Annotated in this window: 19 protein-coding genes; 12 read left to right on the top strand and 7 right to left on the bottom strand. The window is 68.6% G+C overall.

Annotated elements, in window-relative coordinates; translation table 11 throughout:
- Positions 1–29: 29 nt before the first annotated feature.
- Both A7U43_RS25900 and A7U43_RS25895 read right to left on the bottom strand, forming a co-directional pair.
- Positions 30–503 (bottom strand): TspO/MBR family protein, encoded by a 474-nt coding sequence (locus tag A7U43_RS25900; RefSeq protein ID WP_068000745.1) that lies wholly within the window; start codon positions 501–503, stop codon positions 30–32.
- Positions 504–573: 70 nt separating this feature from the next.
- Entirely contained in the window at positions 574–2,937 is a 2,364-nt protein-coding gene (locus tag A7U43_RS25895; protein ID WP_068000742.1) for a lysylphosphatidylglycerol synthase transmembrane domain-containing protein, read from the bottom strand.
- Between the two features lie 138 nt (positions 2,938–3,075).
- Between A7U43_RS25895 and A7U43_RS25890 the strand changes: the two genes are divergently transcribed.
- Both A7U43_RS25890 and stpK7 read left to right on the top strand, forming a co-directional pair.
- Positions 3,076–4,500 (top strand): DUF4407 domain-containing protein, encoded by a 1,425-nt coding sequence (locus tag A7U43_RS25890; protein WP_068000737.1) that lies wholly within the window; start codon positions 3,076–3,078, stop codon positions 4,498–4,500.
- 86 nt (positions 4,501–4,586) lie between these two features.
- The gene (gene stpK7 / locus A7U43_RS25885; protein WP_068000733.1) at positions 4,587–6,341 is read left to right on the top strand and encodes a serine/threonine protein kinase StpK7; all 1,755 of its coding nucleotides are present in this window, start codon (positions 4,587–4,589) and stop codon (positions 6,339–6,341) included.
- Positions 6,342–6,353: 12 nt separating this feature from the next.
- On the opposite strand, the gene A7U43_RS30565 is transcribed toward stpK7, so the two are convergent.
- Together A7U43_RS30565 and A7U43_RS25880 are read right to left on the bottom strand one after the other, a co-directional pair.
- Positions 6,354–6,485: a hypothetical protein gene (locus A7U43_RS30565; RefSeq protein WP_257747762.1), complete on the bottom strand. Its 132-nt coding sequence runs from the start codon at positions 6,483–6,485 to the stop codon at positions 6,354–6,356.
- Positions 6,486–6,707: 222 nt separating this feature from the next.
- Positions 6,708–7,595, bottom strand: a complete 888-nt coding sequence (locus A7U43_RS25880; RefSeq protein ID WP_068003796.1) for an NYN domain-containing protein — start codon at positions 7,593–7,595, stop codon at positions 6,708–6,710.
- A gap of 122 nt (positions 7,596–7,717) precedes the next feature.
- Here A7U43_RS25880 and A7U43_RS25875 point away from each other — a divergent pair, with 122 nt between their 5' ends.
- The 10 genes from A7U43_RS25875 to A7U43_RS30140 all read left to right on the top strand — a co-directional run bounded on the left by A7U43_RS25875 (position 7,718) and on the right by A7U43_RS30140 (position 17,837).
- Positions 7,718–8,806 carry a fatty acid desaturase family protein gene (locus A7U43_RS25875; RefSeq protein ID WP_068000730.1) on the top strand — a complete coding sequence of 363 codons (1,089 nt, stop codon included), beginning with the start codon at positions 7,718–7,720 and terminating at the stop codon, positions 8,804–8,806.
- 200 nt (positions 8,807–9,006) lie between these two features.
- Complete coding sequence (locus A7U43_RS25870; RefSeq protein WP_068000728.1) at positions 9,007–9,735, top strand: GAF and ANTAR domain-containing protein; 729 nt, start codon at positions 9,007–9,009, stop codon at positions 9,733–9,735.
- A 51-nt stretch (positions 9,736–9,786) separates the two neighbouring features.
- On the top strand, positions 9,787–10,533 hold the full coding sequence (locus tag A7U43_RS25865) for a GAF and ANTAR domain-containing protein (protein WP_068000725.1): 747 nt from the start codon (positions 9,787–9,789) through the stop codon (positions 10,531–10,533).
- Positions 10,534–10,722: 189 nt separating this feature from the next.
- Complete coding sequence (locus A7U43_RS25860; RefSeq protein WP_068003793.1) at positions 10,723–11,910, top strand: glycosyltransferase; 1,188 nt, start codon at positions 10,723–10,725, stop codon at positions 11,908–11,910.
- The gene (locus tag A7U43_RS25855) at positions 11,898–12,914 is read left to right on the top strand and encodes a glycosyltransferase (protein WP_068000722.1); all 1,017 of its coding nucleotides are present in this window, start codon (positions 11,898–11,900) and stop codon (positions 12,912–12,914) included. The genes A7U43_RS25860 and A7U43_RS25855 overlap by 13 nt, the downstream gene beginning before the upstream one ends.
- Positions 12,911–14,389, top strand: coding sequence for a glycoside hydrolase family 130 protein (locus tag A7U43_RS25850; RefSeq protein WP_068000719.1), 1,479 nt, complete (start codon positions 12,911–12,913; stop codon positions 14,387–14,389). Before A7U43_RS25855 ends, A7U43_RS25850 begins: the two co-directional genes overlap by 4 nt.
- A gap of 35 nt (positions 14,390–14,424) precedes the next feature.
- Positions 14,425–15,309, top strand: a complete 885-nt coding sequence (locus A7U43_RS25845) for a formylglycine-generating enzyme family protein (protein ID WP_068000716.1) — start codon at positions 14,425–14,427, stop codon at positions 15,307–15,309.
- 161 nt (positions 15,310–15,470) lie between these two features.
- Entirely contained in the window at positions 15,471–17,009 is a 1,539-nt protein-coding gene (locus tag A7U43_RS25840) for a SulP family inorganic anion transporter (RefSeq protein WP_068000713.1), read from the top strand.
- Positions 17,006–17,416 carry a MerR family transcriptional regulator gene (locus A7U43_RS25835; protein WP_068000710.1) on the top strand — a complete coding sequence of 137 codons (411 nt, stop codon included), beginning with the start codon at positions 17,006–17,008 and terminating at the stop codon, positions 17,414–17,416. Before A7U43_RS25840 ends, A7U43_RS25835 begins: the two co-directional genes overlap by 4 nt.
- A gap of 271 nt (positions 17,417–17,687) precedes the next feature.
- Positions 17,688–17,837, top strand: a complete 150-nt coding sequence (locus A7U43_RS30140) for a hypothetical protein (protein WP_168141810.1) — start codon at positions 17,688–17,690, stop codon at positions 17,835–17,837.
- On the opposite strand, the gene recD is transcribed toward A7U43_RS30140, so the two are convergent.
- Genes recD through recC form a run of 3 tightly spaced genes read right to left on the bottom strand, consistent with a single transcriptional unit; the run spans position 17,834 to position 25,867 of the window.
- A complete protein-coding gene (gene recD / locus A7U43_RS25825; RefSeq protein WP_068000704.1) occupies positions 17,834–19,438 on the bottom strand; it encodes an exodeoxyribonuclease V subunit alpha in 1,605 nt (534 codons plus the stop codon). The two genes, A7U43_RS30140 and recD, sit on opposite strands and share 4 nt — an antisense overlap.
- Positions 19,431–22,694, bottom strand: a complete 3,264-nt coding sequence (recB, locus tag A7U43_RS25820) for an exodeoxyribonuclease V subunit beta (protein ID WP_068000701.1) — start codon at positions 22,692–22,694, stop codon at positions 19,431–19,433. The genes recD and recB overlap by 8 nt, the downstream gene beginning before the upstream one ends.
- Positions 22,691–25,867 (bottom strand): exodeoxyribonuclease V subunit gamma, encoded by a 3,177-nt coding sequence (gene recC, locus A7U43_RS25815; RefSeq protein ID WP_068003790.1) that lies wholly within the window; start codon positions 25,865–25,867, stop codon positions 22,691–22,693. Before recC ends, recB begins: the two co-directional genes overlap by 4 nt.
- Between the last annotated feature and the right edge of the window lie 68 nt (positions 25,868–25,935).

Raw genomic sequence — 25,935 nt, 5'->3', positions numbered from 1 at the left:
AGCAAACCGCTTCGCGTGGGTGAGCGCGCTCAGCGACGGTTGAGCACCCAGATATGGGTGGACAGCGCCGTCGCGAACGCGCACCAGAGCGGGTAGAGCCCCAGCGGTGCCGCTTTGGCTCCGCGCACCGCCGCGGCGCGACGGGTGAGGTCGGCGCTGCTCGCGGTGAGCACACCGGCCGCCACCGCCGAGGCACCCAACTTGCGCCGGTTGAAGAACAGCCACGACCAGCTGCCGTTGAGCACCAGATTGAGGGTCAGCGCCCGGATGTAGCTGCGCCGGACCGCCGGCGGGGCCTCGTCGAGGGTGGCCGCCGACACCACCGCGATATCGGTGTAGAGCGAGGTCCACGCGATCGGGAACGCCAGCGCCGGTGGCTGATACGGCGGCTTGCGCAGTGTCGCGTACCAATCCGACTCGACGGCGGGTTTGCTGGCGATACTGCCGGCGGCCGCCGTGACGGCGACAGCCAATGCGGTCGGGACGAGGGTGCGGCTCTGCACAGGGACGCTCCAGAAGGTCAAGGTACGGCGGGGTCCCTTACGAGTATGCACACGGCGCCGCCGACGAAAGTCAGATCATGTCGTTTCGCGTCAGCCAGCGCATCACCGGCCAGCCGACGAACACCGGCAACCAGCAGGTCAGTACCCGGTACAGCAGCACCGAGGGCACCGCCACCGCCGCCGGCACACCGAACGCGGCCAGGCCGCCGATCAGCGCCGCCTCCACGGCGCCGACACCGCCGGGGGTCGGGGCCGCCGAGGCCAGCGTGCCGCCGATCATCGTCACCACCGTCACCGTCACGAACGAGGTGTCCCCGCCGAAGGCCTCGATGCTTGCCCACAACGCCAGCGCCGAGCCCAGCGTCGTCCCGGCGGCGCCCAACACGATCAGCCCCAGCCGCTTGGGTTCGCGGGACAGCTCCCACAGGTCGGTCTTGACCTCCTGCAGTTTCGGGCGCACCGCCGACGCCAGCCAGCGGCGCAGGTTGGGGACCGCGAGGAACCCGCCGACCACGCCGAGCGCGACACCGGCCACCAGGTACAGCACGGTCGCGCTGGGCACGAAGTGCTGCAGGTTCGCCGAGGTACCTGCGATCGCAGTGAACAGGATGAGCAGCAGCACGTGCACCATCACCTGCACGCTCTGCTGCAGGGCGACGGCCGCGGTGGCGCGCATGGTGGACAGCCCGCCCTTCTGCAGCACCCGGGTGCTCAGCGCGAGACCACCGACCCCGGCGGGCGTGGTGGTCGCCGCGAACGTGTTGGCCACCTGCATGATCGCCAGGTGCCGGAAGCGCACCAGACCATCCGCGCACGCCCACAGCGCGCCCGCGGCGCCCAGGTAGCGCAGCGCCGAGACGGCCAGGCCGAGCAGGGCCCACCACCAGTTGGCGTTGCCCAGCTCGTCGAAGAATGCGGGCACCGTGCTGATGAACGGGTAGGCCACGTAGACCAGCGCCACCAGCAGCACCAACTGGATGAGTTGAACCCGGGTGAAGCGGGTGATCGTCTCGGTGGTGATCTTGTCGGCGCCGGTCTGGTGCTGCACCTGTTCGCGGGCCGCCGCGATGACGGCCTTGGCATCGGTCACCGAGTCGCGGATGCGGGCGGGCACAGCCGTTTTGGTGAGCCGGCGCGACGCCGTCAGCACGGTCTCGCGGCCGAACGCGTCGATCGCGGCGGATACCGCGGAGGCGGGGTCATACATCGCCGAGGTGGTCACCAACAGTTGGGCGATATCGGATTGCAGTTGCGCGTCGGTGGCGCCGTACTCGGCGTTGTCGAATCCGCCGAACTGCACCTGCCCGTCGTGCACGGTGATCTCGTCGCGGCACAGGTCGCCATGCGCGATCTGGCCCCGATGCAGGGTGTGCAACGCCTGCCAGACATCGGCCACCGGGGCGGCGTGCGCGCTCAACGGTGTCCCGCGGGCCGGCTTGCGGGCATACAGCGTCCAGCCGCGGTCCAGTGCGCTCACCGTCACCGAGGAGATGTTGGACAGTCCGAGATCGTCGATGGCGATGGCCATCAGGGCGCGGTGCTCCACGACCCGGCGCATGGAGGCCTGCAGCGGCGCCGTCTCGTCGGTGCGCAGCCGGAACTTGCGCCACAGCTGGCTCAGCGCGCCACCGCTGCGCTGATTCGGTCCGTACAACTCGACGACGGCGGTGGTCTCCGGACCGGTCGCGGCGAGTACCAGTGGGCCCGGCCCGGGCGGGCGGATGACGGCAAGGGCCGACACCACGAAACCGCGCCGGGTCAGTGCCCGCACCGCACCGTCGAGGGGGACCTCCAGGGCGGGCGTGCCCACCACCCACACGACCAGCGCGCCCACGAACCAGCCCACCGCCAGACCGAGCAGGGAGCGGGCCGGCACGACCGCGCTGACCACCAGGTGAATCGGCACGAACGCCAGCAGCAGTGCCCACCAGTACCGGCGCAGCCGACGCGACAGCCACGGCCCGGAGACGGTCAGCACCGCGGCCAGCAGCGCGATCCAGCGCGGATCGTCGAGGAATTGCGACAGCTGGGTGTCCAGGCGGTCACGCAGATCGAAATGCCATTGCGGCGCGGCGATACCCCGGCCGCTGATCGACAACGCCAGCACGGCCAGCACACCGGCGGCGGCGTAGGCGGCCAGCAGCGTCCAGTGCCTGCCGATGACCAGCTGGACGAGAATCACGAACGGCAGCGCGAGGATCGCCACGCCGTAGGCCAGGTACACCAGGTTGGACTGGGTCGGGGTGAGCACACCGATGATCTCGGACACCGACCGCTCCAGCGCCACCCAGTCGTTGCGGGTGATCAGGGAGCTGGTGATCACGACGGCGAGGAACGCCGCCGACAGCACCACCCGCAGGATCTCGTTGGTGCGCCGCGTCAACGGTTGCAGCAGGCTGCCGGTGACACTGATGTCCCGCCCGTCGACTCGCACGGGGAACAACGTAACCGTGCCGGGACCCTGTGCGCGCGAAGCGCAACCAACGGGCCTGTGAGATGATCCCGGTATTCGCAGCCGGCGTGAGGGATTCCGCATGGCGCACAGCACCGAACCAAACACCTTGGAGCCTCAATGCGTGCCGATCGAATGGTAGAAGTCCTGCTCGCGGCCATCGCGGCGGTGGTCTGTTCGATGGCGCTGGCCGCCTCGACGACCTGGCCGACGGCGGCGGTTCTCGGGGGTGGCATCGTCGCCGGGGCGTTGGCCGGTGTGGTCGCACATGCGGTGTCCGCCGGCCGTTCGGCGCTGCCGGCCCGGTTGGGTGTGGGGGTCGCGGTCGGGTTGGTGCTCGGTGAGCTGGCCACCGTGGTGGTGTTCAGCGGGCCCGTCGACGCGCAGCTGGTGCGGCAGGCCGCGCCGGCGATCGAGGCGGCCACCGCATCGCTCGAGCAGGCACGTGGAGCCCGGGCCGGTGTGGACGCTGAGGTGGTGCGGGCCGAGCAGCGCCGCGATGACGCGCTGGTGGTGGCGCGGTGCGAGGTGAACCCGGCCGCGGACTGCCCGCAGACCCGGATCACCGGACTGCCCGGCAGCGGGCCCGGGGCGCGCACCGCCGACGATTTCCTGCGCGATGCCGACCGTGCCCTGGACACGGCGATCGCCGACCGGGACGGCCGGGCCGCGGCACTGGACGCCGAGGTGGCCGCGCGGGAGCAGGCGCTGGCGCAGGCCCACGACGCCGCGCTGGCCGGTGGTCTGGGCGCCCGGTGGCAGGGGATGAACGCGTACACCCTCGACCATCCGGGCCCGCTGGTGCTGCGGGCCCTGATCGCGGCGTTCTTTGTCCTGTTGACCATCTTGGCGCTGCTGATGAAGCGGTGGCAGGGCGCCACCACATCCGAGGCCGAGTCGGCGGCCGACACGGCGATCGCGGTGAAACGGGCGCAGGTGCGGGCGCAGGTCGACGAGCTGTGGGCCGAGCAGGAATTGCACAGCGCCCGGATGGCTGTCGAGGCGCAGAACGCGATCGACGCCGAGCGGCAGCGCCGCCGGGTCGCCGAGGCGCTGGCGCCGTCCGAGGACCCCGAGGCGCTGGCGCCGTCCGAGGACGCCGAGCCGGTGCCGGCCGCGCTGCCCGTCGCCGCCAGCAGAGAACCCGCCGCCACCGGCAGGGAACCCGGGACGGAGGTGGAGCCGCATTCCGGCGGCGGGGTCCCGATCCTGCCCGACGTCACCCGGGCCGCCGTCCGGTTCATCCGGCCCTTCGTGCCGCCGATCGTGGCGGGGGCCATCGAGAGCGCGACGAAGCCGATCCGGCAGGTGTTCGAGGAGACCGAGGAGTTCCACTTCACGATGCGGCGCACGCACCGCGTCACCGTGGAGTCCGAGGGCGGCGAGCAACCCCAGCAGGTGACGGCCGAACGCGACTGGGTGGAGGTGTCCGGACCGCGGATCGAGTCGCGCCGGGGTGTCGTGCTGGACGAATCCGGCGATCATCGGGAGATCGACCGGGGACCCGTGGACGACGCCGGCCGGCGCGAGTTGCCGCCGGCTTAACTGTCTCGTCATGACATTTTTGCCACGCGTGATGTAACTTCGATCGACATATCGACGCCAGGGGGCCCGCGCCGAGAGGAAAACCGGTGGACGCGACACCTTTCGGGCACTATCAGCTCCAGGAGCTGATCGGCCGGGGCGGTATGGGCGAGGTTTACCGGGCCTACGACACCAAGACCGACCGCGTCGTCGCCGTCAAGGTGTTGCCGCCGCAGCTGGCTCAGGACGCCGTGTTCCAGCAGCGGTTCCGCCGCGAATCGCAGGCCGCCGCCGGCGTCAACGACCCGCATGTGGTGCCGATCCACGGGTATGGCGAGATCGACGGCCGGCTGTATCTGGATATGCGACTCATCGAGGGCCGCACGCTCGGCGCGCTGCTCGCCGAAACCGAGAAGCCCCTCGAGCCGGACTTCGCAGTGCAGATCGTCGAGCAGGTGGCCTCGGCGCTGGACGCCGCCCATCAGCTGGGGCTGATCCACCGCGACGTCAAACCCTCCAACATCCTGCTCACCAAGGCCAACTTCGCCTACCTGATCGACTTCGGGCTGGCCCGCACCGCCGGTGAGTCGGGGATGACCACGGCGGGCAGCACGCTGGGCACGTTGGCCTATATGGCCCCGGAACGTTTCGACGGCGGGTTCGCCGACGCCCGCGCCGACACCTACGCGTTGACGTGCGTGCTCTATGAATGTCTGACCGGCGCGCGGCCCTACCCGGCGGACAGCCTGGAGCAGCAGATCGCCGGGCATATGGTGTCGCCCGCGCCCAAGCCGTCGGAGTCCAATCCGCGGCTGGCCGCCTTCGACGAGGTCATCGCCAAGGGCATGGCCAAGAAACCGGAGAAGCGCTACCAGACCGGCGCCGAGCTGGCCGCGGCCGCCCGACGCGCGTTGTCCGCGCCGGTGCGGGTCACCGGGTCGGGCCGGCACACCGCGGCGCGGTCCGGCGGTGGGCGCCGTTTACCGCGGCGGGCGCTGGTGATGGCCGGGGTGTTGGTGCTCGTCGGCGCCGGCGCGGTCGGCGCCTGGAAGTGGTGGGACGCGCGCTCGACGGAGGATTTCCCGGAGGGCGCGGTGCCGGCGATCGCGGCGAGTGTGCCTGCGGAGGTCCGCGCGGACGGCAAGCTCGTCATCGGGGTCAACGTGCCCTATGCCCCCAACGAATTCACCAACTCCGAGGGTGAGATCGTCGGGTTCGACGTGGATCTGATGGACGCGGTCGCCCGAACGATGGGGCTGGCCACCGAGTACCGCGAGAGCGAGTTCGACGCCATCATCCCCGCGGTGCAGGACGGCACGCTGGACGTCGGGATGTCCTCGTTCACCGACACGTTGGATCGCCAGAAGCTGGTCGATTTCGTCACCTACTTCGAGGCGGGCACGCTGTGGGCGCAGCAACGCGGCTCGGCGATCGACCCGTCGGCGGCGTGCGGACTGCGGGTCGGGGTGGCGCACAGCGTTATTCAGGAGACGGTGGAGATCCCCGCCAAGAGTGATGCGTGCGTGGCGGCCGGGCTGGCGCCGATCGAGAAGGTGGTGTTCAGCCAGCAGGACAATGTCACCGCCGCGTTGATCGCCGGGGAGATCGATGCCATGTCGGCGGACTCACCGGTGACCGGTTTCGCCATCAAGCTCAGCGGCGGTGCGCTGGTGCCGGCGGGTCAGGTGTTCGATTCGGCGCCCTACGGCTGGCCGGTCGCCAAGGGCTCGAAGCTCTCGGGCCCGCTGCTGCGCGCGTTGGAGCACCTCATCGAGACCGGCGAGTACAAGACCATTGCGACCATGTGGGGTGTGGAACGCGGGATGATCACGGCGCCGAAGCTCAACGGGGCGTCGCGCTAGCGGCCCTTCGGGTCAGCGCTTCTTGGGGTGCAGCACGTCCTCGGTGGTATGCGTGGATGAATCGGCGCGTTTGGCGGCGCGTTTCTCCTTGAGCGACTTGCCGGATTTCTTCGTCATGCTCTGGCGTGGCGACTTGTCGGCCATCGGTGGCCCCTTCGAATGGGGGGCCTGTTGTGGTCCCTGTGCCCCGACCATACACGTTCACATCAGCGGGTCGCGGCGTTCACCGGAAGGTGCAGTCCGCGAACTCCATTGCGATTCGGCGAATTTCGTCTGGGTGATGCGGAAGAAACAGCGCGGCGGCACCGCGATCTCGAGAGCGCCGTGTCCCGGTGGGACTCAGCGGGCGTTTCGATCCAACCGGTCTCACTCCGCGCTGCGTAGCCGCACCAGCCGCGTCGTCGAACTCTCGTCGAGCTCTACCACGTCGGAACGAGAACGCAGGAAATCACTGAAAGACTTGAAACCTAGCGATCTTTCGCTGAACGACGGATCCATCCGCTTCATCTGAGCCTTCACCGCCGAGTTGTGCAACCACTCGACGTCATCCTTCTCCAGGCCGATCCGCAGTGCACGGATGAGCAACGCGGTCGCCGCCGGCTGCGGATCCGGTTCCGATTCGGGCTCGGTTTCCGCGTCGGTCGGGTCGGTCTTCTTGGTGGAGCGGCGGGTGGCCTTCTTCGGCTCGGCGGCGGGTTCGGGCTCGAACACCGGCACCCCCGGCAGCGCGTCGTAGATGACGAAGTCGTCGCACGCCGCGGCCAGCGCACGGCTCGAGGAACCGGCCACCCCGATGCCCACCACGTAACGGCCGAGACGCTTGCACCGCTGGGCCAGCGGAATGTAATCGGAATCACCGGCCACGATCACCACGTGAGTCAGATCGGGCAGCCGGAACATGTCCTCCACGGTGTCGACGGCCAGCCGGATATCGGCGCCGTTCTTGCCGTAGGCGGCGGCGGGGAACAGTTGCACCAGGTCCACTGCCCGTCCCACCAGTTGCTGGCGGTAGCCGGCGTTGACGTCGGCGGACCAGTCCGCGTAGGCGCGGGTGAGCACCAGCGTGCCGAACGAGGACGCGAAGTCCAGTACCGCGCCCACGTCGACGGTGGCGCGCTCCAGCCGGGCGGACTCCAAGCCTTTGGCCTTGTCGCGTTGAAATGAATTGCGCCCGTTGACCTGGTCGTATCGCGATATGACAATATTGTCGAAGTCGAGATAGACCGCGACCCGGGTGGCGGCGATGTCCGTCATGGTGCCAGTCTTGCCCATAGGACCGCGCTGTGGCGCGCAACGACGCGTACGCCTAGGCTGGAGCCAAGACAATCGAGGTGGCCCGGACCCTGCCGCCATGGACAGATGACCGGGAATTTTCAGTGGCAATAGGTAATACCGCGGCCTACGCGAACTTGAGTCGAGCCGATATCGAGGCGTTCGGCGCCGAGTTGGATCTCATTCGCAGTGATGTCGAAGAATCGTTGGGCGCGCGTGACGCCTCCTATATCCGCCGGGTGATCATCGCCCAACGGACACTCGATGTGGCGGCGCGGCTGCTCATCGTCGGGAGTCGCTCGAAGGCGGCGTGGCTGGTCGGCACCGCATCCCTGGCCTACGCGAAATCCGTTGAGAACATGGAGCTCGGGCACAATATCGGCCATGGTCAGTGGGACTGGATGAACGATCCGGAGATCCACTCGACCACCTGGGAATGGGATATGGCGGGTGCCTCGTCGCAGTGGCGCTACTCGCACAACTACCGCCATCACGTCTTCAGCAACGTGCTTGGTGTCGACGACGACCTCGGTTTCGGCGTGCTCCGGGTGACCCGTGATCAACCATGGAAACCCGAACACCTGTTTCAGCCGCTGCGCAACCTCTTGCTGGCCGTCATCTTCGAATGGGGTATCGCACGGCACGGGTATCACTCAGACATGGAGCGGGCCGACACCGAGGAAGCCAAGCGGGCGGTGTCGGCGACCATGCTGGCCAAGATGGGCCGCCAGGTTCTCAAGGACTACGTCCTCTGGCCCATGCTCAGCCTGCGCCGGTGGCGCCGGACATTGGCCGCCAATACCGTGGCGAACCTGCTACGCAACCTGTGGGCGTATGTGGTGATCTTCTGCGGGCATTTCCCCGACGGCGTCCAACAATTCACCCCGGAGTCGATCAAGAACGAGACCAGGGCCGAATGGTATCTGCGCCAGATGCTCGGTGCAGCGAACTTCAAAGCCGGTCCACTGCTGGCGATTTCGAGCGGGAATCTGTGCTATCAGATCGAGCACCATCTGTTTCCCGACCTGCCGAGCAACCGCTACGCACAGATCAGCGTGCGGGTACGCGAACTATGCGAGAAGTACAACATCGCCTACACCACCGGCTCACTGCCGCGGCAGTACCTGCAGACGGTGCGCACCAACTTCCGGCTGGCATTGCCCGACGGCGGCTGGGCGGCCGTTCGGCGGTAACCGGCGACGGTTTCGCACTGCCGTCAACGCGGTGACGATCAGTTCGACGTGCCTGTCCGCGATGCGGCTGCGCGGCTGCGCGCATCCGCCTTCAGATGACCGGCTGATCCCGAGGTGGCCTTCGCGGTGGAGGCGTCGATTGAGATTCGGACGGGACTCACCGCGGCGTCGTGGGAAGATCGGGAGCGGAAGGAAGTGCGATGGATCGCTACGAACGCCTCGCGAACGCATTCGTCGGTTTAGCGGACACACTCGTCGCCGACTACGACGCGGTCGAGCTCGCCCATGAACTCATCGACAGCTGTATGACGCTGCTACCAGTGACCGCCGCCGGCATCGTGCTTGGTGACGCCGACGGTGTCCTGCATGCGTTCGCGTCCAGCGACGAGCAGAGCTGGCTGCTGGAGCTGTGGGAACTGGAAACCGGCGCGGGGCCCTGCCTGGAGGTCTACCAGTCGGGGAGGGCGGGCTTCGTCGACGACCTGGGCGTGGAGACCCTACGTTGGCCGGTCTTCGCCGAGCGCGCTGGACAGTACGGATTCCGGTCGATGTCGGCACTGCCCATGCGGTTGCGCAAGGAACGGATCGGGGTTTTGAATCTGTTTCGCCACGAGGTCGGTCCGTTGCCGCCCGCCGATGTCGCGGTGGGGCAAGCGCTCGCCGACGTGGCGACGGTCGGCATTCTGCACCAACGCATCATGACCCGTTCCGAGCTGGTGAACCAGCAGCTGCAGGCCGCGCTGAACACCAGGACCGTGATCGAACAGGCCAAGGGGGTGCTGGCTGAGCGGGGGATGTTGGACATGGATGCGGCGTTCACGGCGCTGCGCCGTTATGCCCGTAGCACCCGTCAGCGGCTGGCTGATATCGCCCGATCGGTGGTGGACGGTGCGGACACCACCGATATCCTGGACGGTCGCTCCCATTAGTCGCCTCCAGCCCGAACATGCTGCGGGCCAACCGAAACGCGTCACCAGCAGATGACCGACAATGCCACGACCGCCGCCGACCTGCAGGCCGGGCTGACTCGGCTCGCTGGGCTGGTGGCCGACAGCCTCGGTCTGCCACAGGTGCTCGCCGAGGTGGCCGCGTCGGCGGTGCGTGCGATACCGGGCGCCGACGGCGCCGGGGTGGCGCTGATGCACGGCGAGCCGGAGGACCGGACGGTGACCGCGTCGGCAGCCAGCGTGCCGTTCGTCTCCGAGGTCGACGACATCCAATACCGGATGCTGCACGAGGGGCCGGGGGTCACCGCGGCGGAGACCGCACACACCGTGTGGTCGGGATCATTGGGCGGTGAACAATCCTGGCCGCGGTTCGGGCCGCGGTCGGGTCGACTGGGCGTGCACAGTGCACTGGCGCTGCCGCTGATGGTCTCGGGCCGGGTGGTCGGTGCGATGACCGTCTACGCCCGCGCCAAGGACAGTTTCGATGAGGACGCCGCGCGGGTCGGGGAGGTTTTCGCAAAGCCTGCCGCGGTCGCCGTGCACAACGCGCGCATTCTCGCCGACGCGTTGACGCTGACCGATCAGCTGCAGACGGCGTTACTGACCAGGCCCGTCATCGACCAGGCGATCGGCATCATCCGATCGCGCACCGGACGCAGCACCAGTGAGTCGTTCGACCAGTTGCGCACGATGAGTCAGGCCGAACATCGCAAACTCGCCACCGTGGCCGAGCGCATCGTCGACGAGGCCGTGCGCCGGGCACGCGCCCGCCGCAGTTGATCCCCCGGTCGCTGCGCTCCTGCCCGCCGCAGCTGATCCGTCGAATCCAGGTCACGAGGTGTAGCGTGGGAGAAGTTGGGAACCCAGCCGGTCCGGGATGAGTCAGCCGTCCGCCGTTGAATTCGTCGAGCGACTGCTCGCGCCGGACACTCAGGCGTTATCCGTCTGTTTGGATCACCCTTGACCACTATTGTCGGCACACCCACCTTCCACTTCTCGGGCACCTCGGTACTGGAGCGTCCCCGTAGCCGCACTCCGTCCGTCGGCCTGCTCAGCACCTACCCGCCCACCCCATGCGGACTGGCGAATTTCTCCGCGGCGCTGGCAGATACTCTGTCCGCCAACGGCTCCACGGTCAACGTGGTGCGGGTGGCTGACGGGCTGCCGGGTCCCAGCAATCGCGTCGTCGGCGAACTCGTCAACGGCTCCAAGGCCTCGGTGGCCGCCTGCGCCGGATTGCTCAACGGCAGCGATGTGGCCGTCATCCAGCACGAGTTCGGCATCTACGGCGGAGCCGACGGCCAAGAGGTTGTGGACGTCCTCGCCGGACTGACCATTCCGTCGATCGTCGTACTGCATACCGTTCCCAGGCGGCCGACTGCGCATCAGCGGTCGGTGCTCGAGTCGGTGATGCGATTGGCCGATTCCGTGGTGGTGATGTCCGAGTCGGCCGCCACGGTGCTGCGTGCCGTATTCGATGTCGAGCGCGGCAAGATCTCCACAATTCCGCACGGATCGACAACCCCGACCGTCGCCGCCGGCAAGCGGGCGGGTCGGCCAACCCTGTTGACCTGGGGGTTGCTGGGGCCCGGCAAAGGCATCGAGCGGGTCATCGATGCGATGCCGTCGCTGCAGACGTTGCGGGGCAGCCCCCGTTACCTCATCGCCGGCCGTACCCATCCGAAGGTGCTGGCACACGAGGGTGAGGCCTACCGCGAGGCACGTGCCGAACAGGCGCAGCGACTTGGGGTGGCGGGCTCGGTGTCCTTCGACGGCGCCTACCGCAGCACCGCATCGTTGTCGGCGCTGGCGCAGACCTCGGCCCTGGTGGTGCTGCCGTACGACTCCACCGAACAGGTCACCTCCGGGGTGCTGGTGGACGCGATCGCCAGCGGACGCCCGGTGGTCGCGACGGCTTTCCCGCACGCGGTGGAGCTGCTCGGCAGCGGCGCAGGACTGATCGTCGCTCACGATGATCCCGACGCGATGACCGCGGCGCTGCGATCCGTGCTGTCGGACCCCCGGCTGGCCGGTGGCATGGCGGCCGAAGCGCGCAGGCTTGCCCCCACGATGGCGTGGTCCCTGGTCGCCAAGTCTTATCAGGCTGTGGCACAAAGGATCATCGCTAGGCCGGTGGAACGGACATGGGCGTTCTAGAACCCGGCTTCGAACACCTGCTGGCACTGTCCGACCACCACGGCACCTTTGAACATGCCTGCGGCGCGCAGCCCCGCAGGGAGCACGGCTATTGCACCGACGATATGGCCAGGGTGCTGGTGGTCACCACCCGTGAGCCCGAGGCCGGTGATGCTGTTCGCGGCCTGGCCAAGGTCGCCGTGCGGTTCCTCGACGAGGCGCAGGCCTATCTCGGCGGTTGCCGCAACCGAATGGACCACACCGGGCGCTGGACCGATGGGTATGCGTTCGACGACTGCTGGGGCAGGTGCCTGTGGGGTCTGGGTGCCGCCGCGGCGCATAGTGACAACGGACTCATCCGTCGGCTTTCGGTGGTGCAGTTCGAGCGTGCCGCGCACGGCCGTTCAGCCTGGCCGCGGGCCATGGCCTTTGCCGCCATCGGCGCGGCCGAACTGCTCGCCGTCGAACCCGGAAACGTCGCCGCCCGCAAGCTGATCGGCGATTACGCGGCCGGTCTGGCCGCTCCGACCGGCCACAGCGCATGGCCATGGCCGGAGCCGCGGCTCAGCTACGCCAACGCGGTGCTTGCGGAGGCGATGATCGCCGCCGGCGGTGCGCGCGACGATGCGGCGCTATCCCAGCGTGGGCTGGAGCTGTTGGCATGGCTCATCGAACAGGAGACCAACGACGGTCACCTGTCGCCGACCCCGGTCGGCGGCTGGGCGGCCGGCGAGCCGCGGCCGGGATTCGACCAACAACCCATCGAGGTGTCCTCGCTGGCCGACGCGTGCGCCCGGGCCGCGATGGTGGACGCCGCCGCACTGTGGCCCGACACCGTGCGCGCCGCAGCGGCCTGGTTCCAGGGCGACAACGATGCCGGTGCGGTGATGTGGGACACCGCGACCGGCGGCGGATTCGACGGTCTGCACCCAGATGGGGTGAATCTCAACCAGGGCGCGGAATCGACGCTGGCCCTGCTGTCCACATTCCAGCAGGCTCGCCGGTTCGTCGGCGTGCCGCAATGACGGCCGCCCGGGACGCGGTGGTCACTCGGAGTCGGCAGCGCCTGGCGGCCGACCGGTCTCGCGTCATCGCCCGGTTGTTCGTGCCGGGGCAAGAGGGCTTCGAGGCCGTCGAGTCTCGCGCCGGCGCGGTGCTGGCCCGAATCCTGGCGCTTGACGAGGATGACGTGCGGGCATCGGTGGACGATGTGATGACGCGTTTTGCCGATCGCCACCGCGATCTGGTGGTGACGTTCGGCAGTCATGCACGTGAACTCACCGACCGGCTGGACCCCGGTATCGCGTTGTCCGCGGACCGCATGCTGCTGCTCGGGGCGACATTCACCAACGAGGTGGCAATCGAGGGGGCGGCGCTGTGCAATCCGAGCATGGTGGCCCACCCCGATCAGTCGGGTACCGAGCCGGGCAGCCTGCGAATTGTGATGAGCGTCCGCGGAATCGGCGAGGGCCACCGGTCATCCATCGGTTTTCGCACCGGAACCGTTGACGCTGCGGGCAGTGCGGTCATCGATGAGCCGGTACCGTTCGCCACCGAGGGCTCGGTGGCGTCGGCACTGCTGAACGGTTCGGTGTTCCGCCACGAGCTGTCCGGTGTGCACGCGGGCGAGGCGACGGACTATGTGCTCGCCGGGCTCGGTGCCCGCTTCACCCGGGGGGATCTCGATGAGCGACTCGAACGGCTGTACCGGCACCGCGCGACGTGGGTGCATGTTCCCGAGACCATCGAACTGTTCCGGGGGATCGCAGACCGTTCGTACACCGTCGAATTCGCCACCGACACCGAGCTCTCCGAGCGGGTGCTGTGGCCGGCGATGTCTGCCGAGGCCGTCGGCATGGAGGATGCACGGCTGGTGCGGTTCGTCGACGACGACGGATCGGTGATCTACCACGCCACCTATACGGCCTACAACGGTTCGCACATCAGTCAGCAGATGTTGACCACCAGCGATTTTCGGTCCTTCACCTCCGTGCCGCTGGTGGGCGATGCGGCTGCCAACAAGGGGCTGGCGCTATTCCCCCGCCGGGTCGACGGGCGCTATGCGGCACTGTCGCGCTCGGATCGGGAATCGAACACCGTCGCCTACACCGATGACCTTTCGGTGTGGACGACCACCTCGCCGTGCCAGCGCCCGCACCAGGCCTGGGAGGCCCTGCAGTTGGGCAATTGCGGACCGCCGCTGGAAACCGAGGCGGGCTGGCTGGTGCTCACACACGGGGTAGGGCCGATGCGGACGTACCGGATCGGGGCGATCCTGCTCGACCTGGATGACCCCACCCGGATCATCGGACGGTTGCGTCGGCCGCTGTTGGCGCCCACCCGCGAGGAACAGGACGGCTACGTGCCCAACGTCGTCTACTCCTGCGGCGGTTTGCTGCACGCAGGCGTCCTCGTCCTCCCATACGGGATCGGCGATGCGCAGATCGGCATCGCGACCGTGCCGGTGGCCGAGCTGCTGGCGGCGATGGATCCCGGTTGACCGCCGCGATGTGCGTCGCTGCATAGTCTGTCCGCATGCTCACCGACCTCGTCGCTCTGCCCGGCGGCACCTTCCGGATGGGATCGCGTGATTTCTACCCGGAGGAAGCGCCGGTCCACGACGTCACCGTGGCACCCTTTGCGATCGAGCGGCACCCGGTCACCAATGCCCAGTTCGCCGAGTTCGTGGCCGCCACCGACCATGTCACCGTCGCCGAGCAACAACTCGATCCGGCGGCGTTCCCCGGGGTCCCCGCCGACGAGCTGATACCGGGTTCGCTGGTCTTCCAGCCCACCGCCGGACCGGTGAACCTGCGGGACTGGCGGCAGTGGTGGACCTGGGTGCCCGGCGCGACGTGGCGGCACCCGTCGGGGCCGGGTTCGACGTTCGAGGACCGGCCCGATCACCCCGTGGTGCAGGTCGCCTATCCCGACGCCACCGCCTACGCGGCATGGGCCGGGCGACGATTGCCGACCGAGGAGCAGTGGGAGTACGCCGCCCGCGCGGGTGCGACAACGGCCTACGCGTGGGGCGAGGACGTCCGTCCCGGCGGCGCGCTGATGGCCAACACCTGGCAGGGCGCGTTTCCGTACCGCAACGACGGCGCCCTCGGTTGTGTCGGCACCTCACCGGTCGGCACCTTTGCGCCCAATGGCTTCGGACTGCTCGACATGATCGGCAACGTGTGGGAGTGGACGTCCACTCGCTACGCCCCGCGCCACACCGCACATCCGGAGGTGTCCGGGTGCTGCCCGCCCCCCGGCGGCGACCCCTCGGTCAACCAGGTGCTCAAGGGCGGCTCGCATCTGTGCGCACCCGAGTATTGCCACCGTTACCGGCCGGCGGCCAGGTCCCCGCAATCGCAGGACAGTTCGACCACCCACATCGGGTTTCGCTGTGTCGCCGACGCTCTGACGTGAGGTGGCACACGAGATTCGCACTCTAACCTAGGGTGAGAGTAGGGTTTCTTTCCGGCCGCGCCCCACGCCTATGGGCTCCTTCGCGGAAGGTATCGCATCGACGCGACAGCCGGCCCCAAGATCGCCTGGCACTGTGGTGCCGAGACTTCGAACGGAAAACCGTGTCTTCACAACCGAGTTCGCCAGCCCCTACAGTGCGGGAGGCGGGTGATCCGAGCACGTCGGTGCTGGCGGCGCTGCGGTCGCCGAGGCGGCTCAAGACCGAAGTGCTGGCCGGCCTGGTGGTGGCACTGGCCCTGATCCCCGAGGCCATCTCGTTCTCCATCATCGCCGGTGTCGACCCGCGGGTCGGCCTGTTCGCCTCCTTCACGATGGCGGTCACCATCGCGATCGTCGGTGGCCGGCCCGCCATGATCTCGGCGGCCACCGGTGCGATCGCCCTGGTCATCGCACCGCTGGCCCGTCAATACGGGGTCGACTACTTCGTCGCGGCGGTCCTGCTCGCGGGTGTGTTCCAGATCCTGCTCAGCGTGCTCGGGGTGGCTCGGCTGATGCGGTTCATCCCGCGCAGCGTCATGGTGGGCTTCGTCAACGCCCTGGCCATCCTGATCTTCGCCTCACAGCTGCCGCACCTGCTCGGCGTACCGGCGCTGGTCTACCCGTTCGTCGCCATCGGCCTGCTGATCATGGTGTTCCTGCCGAAGTTGACCACCGCCATTCCCGCACCCCTGGTCGCCATCGTGGTGCTCACCGCGGCGGCCATCGTGTTCCACGTACAGATTCCCGACGTCGGTGATGAGGGCGAGCTGCCCTCGAGCCTGCCGACCCTGTTCGTTCCCGACGTTCCGTTCACGTGGGAGACCCTGTCGATCATCGCGCCCTACGCACTGGCCATGGCTTTGGTCGGCCTGCTCGAATCGTTGATGACGGCGAAACTGGTCGACGACATCACCGATACGCACAGCAACAAGACCCGCGAAGGCTGGGGTCAGGGTGTTGCCAACCTCGTCACCGGATTCTTCGGCGGGATGGGCGGCTGCGCGATGATCGGCCAGACCATGATCAACGTCAAGGTGTCGGCGCGTACCCGGATATCGACGTTCCTGGCCGGGTTGTTCTTGCTGGTCCTGGTGGTCGGACTGGGCGATATCGTCGCACTCATCCCGATGGCCGCGCTGGTGGCGGTGATGATCATGGTCTCGGTGGGCACCATGGACTGGCACAGCATTGCGCCGAAAACCTTGCGCCGCACGCCCCGTAGCGAAACCCTGGTCATGCTGGCCACTGTCGTCGTCACCGTTGCCACGCACAACCTGGCCTACGGCGTCATCGTCGGATCGTTGACCGCGATGGTGCTCTTTGCGCGCCGGGTGGCACACCTCGTCACCGTCGAAAAAATCGAGGAAACCGATGACGACCATGACGGCACCGCCGATACCGTCGTGTACCGCGTGACCGGTGAGTTGTTCTTCGCCTCCAGCAACGACCTTGTGTACCAGTTCAATTACACCGATGACCCGGCGCATGTCGTGATCGACATGTCGGCCTCACATATCTGGGACGCTTCCACCGTCGCCGCACTCGACGCGGTGACGACGAAGTACCACGCCAGGGGTAAGCGCGTCGACATCGTGGGATTGAACTCCGATTCCGCCGACCGCCATGACCGGCTGTCCGGATCGCTGGGTGCGGGGCATTGAGCGACGACGCGCATCTGCAGATCGGTCAGGTCGCCGCCCGCACCGAGTTGTCCATTGCCACGGTGCGCCACTACGACGAGGTCGGTCTGGTGACGCCGTCGGCGCGATCTACCGGAGGGTTCCGGCTCTACACCGAGGCCGATATCGAGCGCCTGCTTCTGATCCGGCGGATGAAGCCGTTGGGCTTCGCCCTCGCCGATATGAAAGACCTGTTGGACTCACTCGACACTCTCAACGGTGGGGCGTCCGCACAGCAGCGCGCGGCCGCGGCACAGCAACTGCAGGAGTGCGAGAGCAAGGTTCGGGAAAGCGCAGAGAAACTGCGCAAGCACCTCGCGTACGCCGAGGAACTGACCGGGCTGCTCGGCCGACTTCTGGGTCGCGCCGACGCGGGGGAGAAGACCTGAACTTTCCGCGCCTCGCCGCCTCCCTAGCCCGATCCTCGTGTCGTCGCCGCCCGCACGGGGCACCGCGGAATCGATAGCTCACCTAACTGCACCAGCTAGCGATCGGTAGTGTGCCAAGCTAACAAAATATCCCCTCGGGTCGTCGTCAAACTACCCTGTGCGCTGCGCAAACGCGCGTAAGTGATCGCGGCCAAATTGTCGCCGAGTTGAGTGTGATTCAGCGCACGGAATGCGCTACATTGTGACCGCAGTCATACGAAAGGGCGCGATCATGAGCGGTGTACTTCTGGGCATAGTGATGGTCTTGCTGGGCGCCGGCTCCATCGCCGCCGTCGTGGCCGCCGCGATCCTGGGCTACGGCACGATCGCGCTGGCGATCGGCATCATCTCTAGCGCGGCGTTCGCCGCCAAGACGGTCTAGTTCTGCAACCGCAGGCCGAGCCCGGTGGCGCGCACGGCCTGCCGGTCGATCGCTGCGCGCACCTCGGCCTCCGACCCCACCACCCGTACGCGGTGCTGTGCCCGCGTCACCGCGGTGTAGAACAACTCCCTGGTCAGCAGCCGGGAATCCTCCGGTGGCAGCACCACCGTCACCTCGGCGGTCTGGCTGCCTTGGGACTTGTGGATCGTCATCGCATGCATGGTGTCCACCTCAGCCAGCCGGCCCGGCGTCAAGCTCGTGGTGCCGAGTGCCACCCGTAAACCGCCGGGAGATGCCACCGTCACCCCGGTGTCACCGTTGTACAACTTGAGCCCATAGTCGTTGGCGGTCACCAGGACTGGGCGTCCGGCATACCACGTCGACCACAGTGGTTCGCCGGTCGCCTCGGTCAGCCACCGCTCCACCTGCCGATTCCAGTGCGCCACCTCCCGCCGGTGCGCGCAGAGCAGCCGGTGTTCGGCCAGTGTCCGCAACGCGGTGCCGGCATCACCCAGCGTGCACGCCTCCCACAACCGAAGTGCATGCGGCAGCAGCACATCGCGCAGCGACTGGGCCGAGGGCAGCCACTCGATGTGCTCGCCGCCGGCCGCCAGCACCGCCAGCGCGGCATCGGCATCGCCATCGCGCACCGCCGCGGCCAGCTCGCCGATATCGGCGCCGAACCGATGCGAGGTCGTCAGCGAGGCCACCCGTGATGCGCCGAGTCCCTGCACCAGATCCGCCAGCACCGCACCGGCTTCCACCGATGCCAACTGATCCGGATCGCCGACCAGCAGCAGCCGGGTATCCGGGCGCACCGCTTCCAACAGTCGGGCCATCATGGTCAACGAGACCATCGACGTCTCGTCGACGACGATCACATCGTGGGGCAACCGGTTGCCGCGGTGATGCCGGAACCGCGACGAGGTGTCCGGGCGCGATCCGAGCAGTCGGTGCAGCGTGGTGGCCCGCAGGCCGGTCAGTCGTGACCGGTCCGGGGCGTCGAGTGCGTCGACGGCGGCCTGTACGGCCTCCTGCAACCGGGCGGCCGCCTTCCCGGTGGGCGCGGCCAGCGCGATCCGCGGGGACGGCCGGCCCGCCAGTGCCGCCTGCTCGGCCAGCAGGGCCAGCAGCCGCGCCACGGTCGTCGTCTTCCCGGTGCCGGGCCCGCCGGTCAGCACGGTGAGCCCTTGGGACAGCGCCATATTGGCTGCGGCCCGCTGCTCGGCGTAATCGTCGTCGAACAATCGCAGCACATCCGGGGCCTGCCCGGGCGGGACGGTGCCCACCAAGGCCAGCGCGTCGGCACACACCTGCTGCTCCTCCCGCCAATACCGGTCCAGGTAGAGCAGATCGCCGAGCAGCCGCAGCACCGGCGGTGTCTGGGCGAGTGGGCTCGCCGCCAACGCGGCCAGCCACTCGTCGGCCTGCAATCCCACCTCCGGCGCGGTCGCCCGCAGATCCACGCAGACCGATCCGCCGCGCAGCGCCCGCACCACCAGTCGCACGGCCAACGCCACGTCTTCCGAGGTTTCCCCGGCGAGCGCCGTCAACCGTTGTGCCACCTGGATATCGGCGGGCTCGAAGTCGAGGTCAGGCATCGAGCAGCCCCGACAGCGCGATGGTGAGTGCGGGGGGTGGGTTCCAGCTGAACACCCCGGCGGGGTGGCCGTCCTGCACCGGAGTGAGCGCACCGCACATGCCGCGCACGAACAGATACATCACGCCGCCGAGGTGGTGCTGCGGGTCGTAGCCGGGCAGCCGCCACGACAGGTAGCGGTGCAGCACGACGCTGTAGAGCAGCGCCTGCAGTGGATAATCCGAGTGCAGCATGGCCTCGACCATGCGTTCGCGGCCGTAATCGGCGGCGGTCAGCGGCGCATCGGCGATACCCAGCCAGTTGGTCTTGTAGTCCACGACAACATATTTCGTGACGGAACCGTCCCGTATCCGCAGCACCGCGTCCACCGAGCCGGACAGGTATCCCCGCAACGGTTGCCGGCCCAGCGCACCGGCCGACAGCCGGTCCGCGTAGGAGGCCAGCGGATCGTCGGCGCTCAGGTGTTCGGTCAGCAGCGCACCCACATCGGACAGCCGCGCGAACGCTGCGGCCGCGGTGTCGCCGCCGGCCATCGGAAACTCGAAATCCAACTCCCGCAACCGGTCTGCCAGCCCGATCTGACGAAGGGTGACCCCGGGGGCCAGCGGGCCCAGCTCGGTGTCGTGCATCGGAACCAGCGCGGCCGCCAGCTCCTCGGGGGTCACCGTCACCGGCCAGCGCGCGGAGTGGCGGCGCACCTGCTCGGCCAGCTCGGCGGCCAGGTCGTCGGCGAACGGATCGGCGGTCTCCAACACCGCGTGCACCAGTGACCCGAACGCCGCACCGGAGGGCAGGTCGGCCATCGGCGAGGGCACGTCCGCTCCGGTTGCCGGTGCCACCAGAGGAATATCGGCCACCTCATCGTCGAGATCGGTGGACTCCGGCTCGCTGGACACTGAGGACTCCTGCTCGGCCGCCCGCAGCAGACCCGAATAGGAGGTGCGGCGCCAGGTCGTGTCGATGGCGCGGTGGAAGTGCCGCACCGCCAACGCGGTGGGCGCGGGTGCCGCCGGTGCCGGGGCGACCGGCTCGATTAATGATTCCTCCAGCACCGGGCCGCCCGCCTCCTCCCATGCGCGCAGCCGGGCCAGCGCATCCAGATCGGAGACTTTGGCCGGGCTGCATACGGCCGGCACCTCGGCCTCACCGGGGGAGCGGCCCCGCAGCAGACGGGACAGCCCGCCGTTGGGTTCGTCCCACGACGGCGCCCACCACGCCACCACCTGAGAACAGGCGCGCGTCATCGCCACATAGGTCAGCCGGCTGTCGTTGGCGGCCGCCTCCGCCTTACCGGTGCGCAGCACCACCGGATCCGGGTCGCCCACATACAGGCAGCGGGCCCCGTCGTCGTGGTAGAGCACCGGATTCGGGTCCGGCGAATACCGGTTGAAGGCGAACGGAAGGTACACGATCGGATACTGCAGCCCCTTGGACACCCACACCGTCATGATCTGCACCGCGGCGGCGTCGCTGTCCAGGCGCCGGTTGCGTTCCGCCGACCCGGTCTCCTCGGTCGTCTGGGTGCGCAGCCAATCCCGTAACGCCGGCAGCCCGAAACCCTGACGGTGCGCGGTGTCCTGCAGCAGCTGTGTGACGTGCGCCAGGTCGGTCATCAGACGTTCACCTCCCTGCCAGGACAGCACCTCCTTGCCCATCCCGGCCAGCTGCGCGGACTCCAGCACCGCGGCCACCCCGCGTTCCCTGGCGTGCCCGGCCCAGCTGCGCAGCTCCTCGGCGATCCGGTCGGTCAGTGAGTCACCGCCGGCGGCAAGGCTTTCCGCGTCCTGTCGAAAGAACACCGTCGATGCCGCGGCCCGGACCAGGCCGGAGCGGTGCGGCTGATCGAACGCCTCCAGCAGACACAGCCAATCCTGTGCGGCCGTGGAGGCGAACACGTTGGAGTCCCCGGTGTACACCGCGGGGATACCGGCCGCGGCGAGTGCGCTGTCGCAGGCCCGGGCGTCCTTGTGGGTTTCCACGATGACGGCGATATCGCGGGCCTCCAACGGGCGGCCGGCGAAGGTGGCGCCGCCGGAGAGCAGTGCACCGATGTCGGCGGCCAGGTCGCGGCCGATGTGCTCGCGCAGGCGATCGATGCCGATGGTGCGGGTGCCCTTGCCGCCGCGGGTCACCACCCGCAACCGGAACGGATCATTGCGGGGTGCGCCGGCCAGCCGGTGACCCTGATGATGCGCGGTGACGTCGTGCACGACGATTCCCGGCCCGCCGAGCTGCGCGCCACCCAGCACCACCTGCAGCCGCTGCACCAGGGCGGAGTCGCTGCGCCAGTTGATGCCGAGGGTCTGCTTGTCCCCTGCGGTCTCGGCGGCCCGCAGGTAGGTGTCGATATCGCCGCCGCGGAAGGCGTAGATGGCCTGTTTGGGATCGCCGATCAGGATCAGCGTCGACTGCCCGGCGAACGCCCGCTCGATGACCTGCCACTGCACCGGGTCGGTGTCCTGGAACTCGTCGACCATCACCACCGGCCAGCGTTGCGGCATCCGGATCCGGGCCGCCGAATCGGGGTCGGCCAGCGCATCGGCGAGCCGGGTCAGCAGATCGTCATAGCCCAGCACGCCGCGGCGGCGCTTACGGATCTCCAACTCCTCCAGCACATCCCGTGCGAAGCTCAGGCATTCGGCGGTGAGGGAGTCCGGGTCGGCATCGGTCGGGCGGAGCTGAGTCGCCGGGTTGCGCACCACCTGGGTCGCCAGTTTGCGGGCGTCGCGGTAGCTCAGCCGGGGTGCGTCGGACTCATTGCCGAATCGGGCCAGGTACAGGTCGTCGACGATCTCGGCCACCAACTCGTCGAGGCTTTCCACCAGGGTGACGCCGCTGTCGCTGTCACCGGCCACGCCGAGCGATTTCAGCACGATGTGGCAGAACTGGTGTGTCGTCGCGATGGTGGCGCCGTCGAACCCTGCCAGCGCGTCACGTAGCCGCTGTTGGCGCGCCTCGCGGTCCTCGGCGATCAGGTGGCGCAGCAGGTCGGTGGTCGCGGCCGAGGGATCGGCGAAGGCGGCGAGCGCGTCGACGATCTGGCCCCGTACCCGTTCGCGCAGTTCCTGGCTGGCGGCCCGGCCGAAGGTGATCAGCAGCATCTCGTCGAGTGTCGCGCGGTCTTCGGCGACCATCCGGGTCACCAGACCGGCCAGCGCGAAGGTCTTGCCGGTGCCCGCACTGGCCTCCAGCACCGTGGTGGAGGCCGGCGCGGGCAGCGGGCCGGTGAGGTCGAAGGTACGTACCTGTTCGCTCACGCTGATCCGCCTTCGGCGTGCAGCAGTGGAAGCCAAAGCCGTCGGGCGTACTCGTCGAGTCCGGTGAGATCACTCAGATCGGGGTCGCGGCCCCAGACCCGTTCGACCGCCGGGTCGTCGCGCTCATTGCGCCAGCGGTAGTTGGCCGCCTGCGCCGGGTCGTCACCGGCCTGGACCGCACCGGCCCAGGCGTAGGAGGTCTTGATCGGCAGCGGCAGCGGGCGGCGGCGGCCCTCGTCGTACATCGCCACCAGATCACCGAGCAGGCTGACGGCGTCGTTGGGACCGTCGAGGCGCTGTACCCGCGGGGTGGTGCCGCGCGGGGGACGGCCGATGCACACCGCCGACCACCGCTGTCCGCGCTGAGCGGTCAACGCCAGCAACGGAATCCACGATGCCAGCAGGTGCTGACCACCGAGTTTTGAGTATGTCGGGACGCCGACCAGGTGGTCGCCGAACACATTGTTGACCGTCCCGGTCAGCCGCCGTCCCGCGCCGAGGTCGATGTCCACGTCGAATGCCCGGCCGTCGGTCCGGCGGTAACGCAGCGCCTCGGCCGCCAGCAGTGCGGCCTGGTCGCGCAGTTCGATGGCGCGTCGCCAGCCCAGCTTGCCCGGTGGCAGTGTGCCGCGCCGCCATTCGGCTTGCTGGGCGTCCTGCGGGGTCATTCCGCGCAGGATGTCGCCGAGCATACGGTCGCCGACAGTCCACTCCTGTAACGCGTCGATCTCGACCGGCATCACGTCGGACACCCCGTCGACATCCCATGGCAGGGTGTAGTCCAGCGCGCGGAAGAAACCCTTGACCGGGTTCTTGAAGAACGCGACGAGGTCGGCCAGCGATACATCCTCGGTCGGCGGCGCCGGTAGTGGCCCGGATACGAACACGGGTTGGGGGGCGCGTTGGCCGGCCATGGCCCGTGCCGTGTCGAGCACGGTCCGGTCGAAGGTGAACGGTGTGTCGGGGACCAGTGCGTCCGGTTGCACATTTTGGATATCAAAGGGCTGCAGAGGATGTCGTGTCACCAGGTGATCGAGCGGGCCGGTGACGGTGGCTGCCAGAGTGTCGATCAGCTCGGCGATCGGCACCGCGGGTGGCCGCGGCTGCCCGGTGTACTCGTTGGCGCCGGTGTAGGTGATCACCAAGGTCTGGGTGGCCGAGCCGATCGCGTCGAGCAGCAACTGGCGGTCCTCGGAACGGATATCGCGCTCGCCGGTCATCGGGTTTCGGGCCAGCACGTCGTCACCGTCGACGGCGCCGAGCCTGGGGAACGCGCCGTCGTCCAGGCCGACCAGGCACACCACCCGATGCGGCACCGATCGCATGGGCACCATGGTGCAGACCGTCAACGTGCCGGTTCGAAAGTTGGCGCGCGTCGGCCGGCCGGCCAGGTGGCGATCCAGCAGGGCGCGAATATCGCTGAGCCGCAATGCTGTCGATGTTGCTCCACCCGAGTTCTCGGCGATGTCGGCGAACTCGCGCCGCAGCTGGGCGGCCGGCCATTCCTCGTCGTCGAACGCCAGGGCGTCGATGCCGTCGGTGAGCGCTGCCAACCAGTCGGCCAGGGGATGAGTGCCGCTCAGGGCTCCGACGGTGTCGGTGAGTTTTTCGACGAAATCGGCGAATCGGCCTGCCAGTTCCACTCGGTTGCTGCTGACATCGTCGAGCGGCAGTGTGGTGCCCAACCAGGCGCGGGAGTCGTCGGACATGGCGACCCCGGCAAGCACGCGGTCGATGCCGAAGCGCCAGGTGTTGTGGAGGAACTCGACGCCGTAGGGGGCTCGGTGCTGCTGGTCGAAGCCCCAGCGGATGTTGGCCTCGCGCACCCAGCCGGTGATGGCGTCCAGGTCGTCATCGGTGAAGGAGAAGCGGGCCCGCACCGCCGCGGTCGAGGCGATGTCGAGGACCTCGCTGGCCCCGGCGCGGCCGCCCGCGAGCGCCAGCAGTTGCGCCGCCACGCTCAGCAGCGGATTCGTCTGCACCAGAGCGCGATCGGCGAGCCGCACCCGCAGCCGATGGGCGGGGTGGGCGTTGCGCACCACCTCACCGAGGCCGAACCCGGCGGTGATCAGGGGCGCGTAACTCTCGATGTCCGGGCACATCACCAGGATGTCGCGGGGCTCCAGCGTCGGGTCGTCGGCGAGCAGGCCCAGCAGTACTTCGCGTAGCACATCGATCTGGCGGGCCGGGCCGTGGCAGGCGTGTAGTTGCACCGAACGGTCGGTTCTCCGGAGAGTCCGGCCGGCCGGGCGTACCGCGTCGGCGGCGATGTCGGATTGTAGCCAACCCAGCAGAGTATCGGGATATGTTGCAGAGGAGAGGTATTCGTCGGTTTCCGGCTCGGGCAACGCACGCTGGAGTTCACGCAGGTCGCGGCCGAGGGTGGCCAGCAGCGGATGCCCGACGTGGCGGTGACTGGTGTCGTCGCGGCGCGGGATGGTTCTCTTGGTGCCGCGCAGCGCTTGCCAGAGCGGCTGGCTGGGGTGCGGCAGCCACAGGTGCAGATCGTGGTGGCTGGACAGTGCGGCCAGCAGTTCGATCTCGGTCGCGGGCAGCCGGGTGTGCCCGAACAGTGAGATCCGCTCCGGCAGGTCGGTGCGGGAGTCCCGGAGCCGGGCCACTGTCTCGTCCTGCCGAACGTGCGGTGCCGGGGCGGCGATCCGCGCGACCAACTTGTCCCACAACGGCTTCTGCCAGGACAGGTCCTCGGGTAGCCCGTCCCAGCCGGTGAGCAGCGCCGGCCGTTGCCGTGCGTAGGAGGCGTAGAGACCGGCGAGGCGTCTGGCGACGGCGTAGCGGCGACCCTGCCGGAGTTCGCGTTCCTCCCCGGCCGCGTGGTGGCCCAGGTGGGCGGCGAGCGTGGCGCACCAGGGTTCGTCGAGGCTTTCGTCGATGACGGCAAGCAGTGGCCAGACCATCGCATCGGCGGCCCACGGGTCGGTGGTCGAGGTGCCGGTCAATTCGGCGATCAAGGAGCGGGGGTTGCGGAACTGCACTCCGGCGCAGATGCCCAACCGATTGGACAGCCGTTGGCTGAGCCACCGCTCGACCCCCTTGGCGGGCACCAATACCAGCTCGGTCGCAAACGGGTCCGCCAGCGGTTGGGCCAGCATCGCGCCCAGGCCGTCGGCGAGCTGATCCGTCCGCTCGGCGCGGTGCAGGTGCAGAGCCATCGAACTCAGCGTAGTGGGCAGGTACGACAGCGCCGGGTGCTCCCGGCCCATACACCGCGGTGGGCCGT

Source organism: Mycobacterium adipatum, assembly GCF_001644575.1.
Classification (GTDB): Bacteria; Actinomycetota; Actinomycetes; order Mycobacteriales; family Mycobacteriaceae; genus Mycobacterium; species Mycobacterium adipatum.
Note: the sequence above shows the minus strand (reverse complement) of the source record. Positions and strands in the feature narration are given on the sequence as shown.

What these genes read in the sequence shown, in the direction of transcription:
- A7U43_RS25850 (WP_068000719.1), top strand. Translation starts at nt 12,911, where the DNA reads ATGACGGCCGCCCGGGACGCGGTGGTCACTCGGAGTCGGCAGCGCCTG.
- A7U43_RS25865 (WP_068000725.1), top strand. Translation starts at nt 9,787, where the DNA reads ATGACCGACAATGCCACGACCGCCGCCGACCTGCAGGCCGGGCTGACT.
- A7U43_RS25855 (WP_068000722.1), top strand. Translation starts at nt 11,898, where the DNA reads ATGGGCGTTCTAGAACCCGGCTTCGAACACCTGCTGGCACTGTCCGAC.
- A7U43_RS30565 (WP_257747762.1), bottom strand. Translation starts at nt 6,485, where the DNA reads ATGGCCGACAAGTCGCCACGCCAGAGCATGACGAAGAAATCCGGCAAG.
- recD (WP_068000704.1), bottom strand. Translation starts at nt 19,438, where the DNA reads ATGCCTGACCTCGACTTCGAGCCCGCCGATATCCAGGTGGCACAACGG.
- A7U43_RS25845 (WP_068000716.1), top strand. Translation starts at nt 14,425, where the DNA reads ATGCTCACCGACCTCGTCGCTCTGCCCGGCGGCACCTTCCGGATGGGA.
- A7U43_RS30140 (WP_168141810.1), top strand. Translation starts at nt 17,688, where the DNA reads ATGAGCGGTGTACTTCTGGGCATAGTGATGGTCTTGCTGGGCGCCGGC.
- recC (WP_068003790.1), bottom strand. Translation starts at nt 25,867, where the DNA reads ATGGCTCTGCACCTGCACCGCGCCGAGCGGACGGATCAGCTCGCCGAC.
- A7U43_RS25880 (WP_068003796.1), bottom strand. Translation starts at nt 7,595, where the DNA reads ATGACGGACATCGCCGCCACCCGGGTCGCGGTCTATCTCGACTTCGAC.
- A7U43_RS25870 (WP_068000728.1), top strand. Translation starts at nt 9,007, where the DNA reads ATGGATCGCTACGAACGCCTCGCGAACGCATTCGTCGGTTTAGCGGAC.
- A7U43_RS25890 (WP_068000737.1), top strand. Translation starts at nt 3,076, where the DNA reads ATGCGTGCCGATCGAATGGTAGAAGTCCTGCTCGCGGCCATCGCGGCG.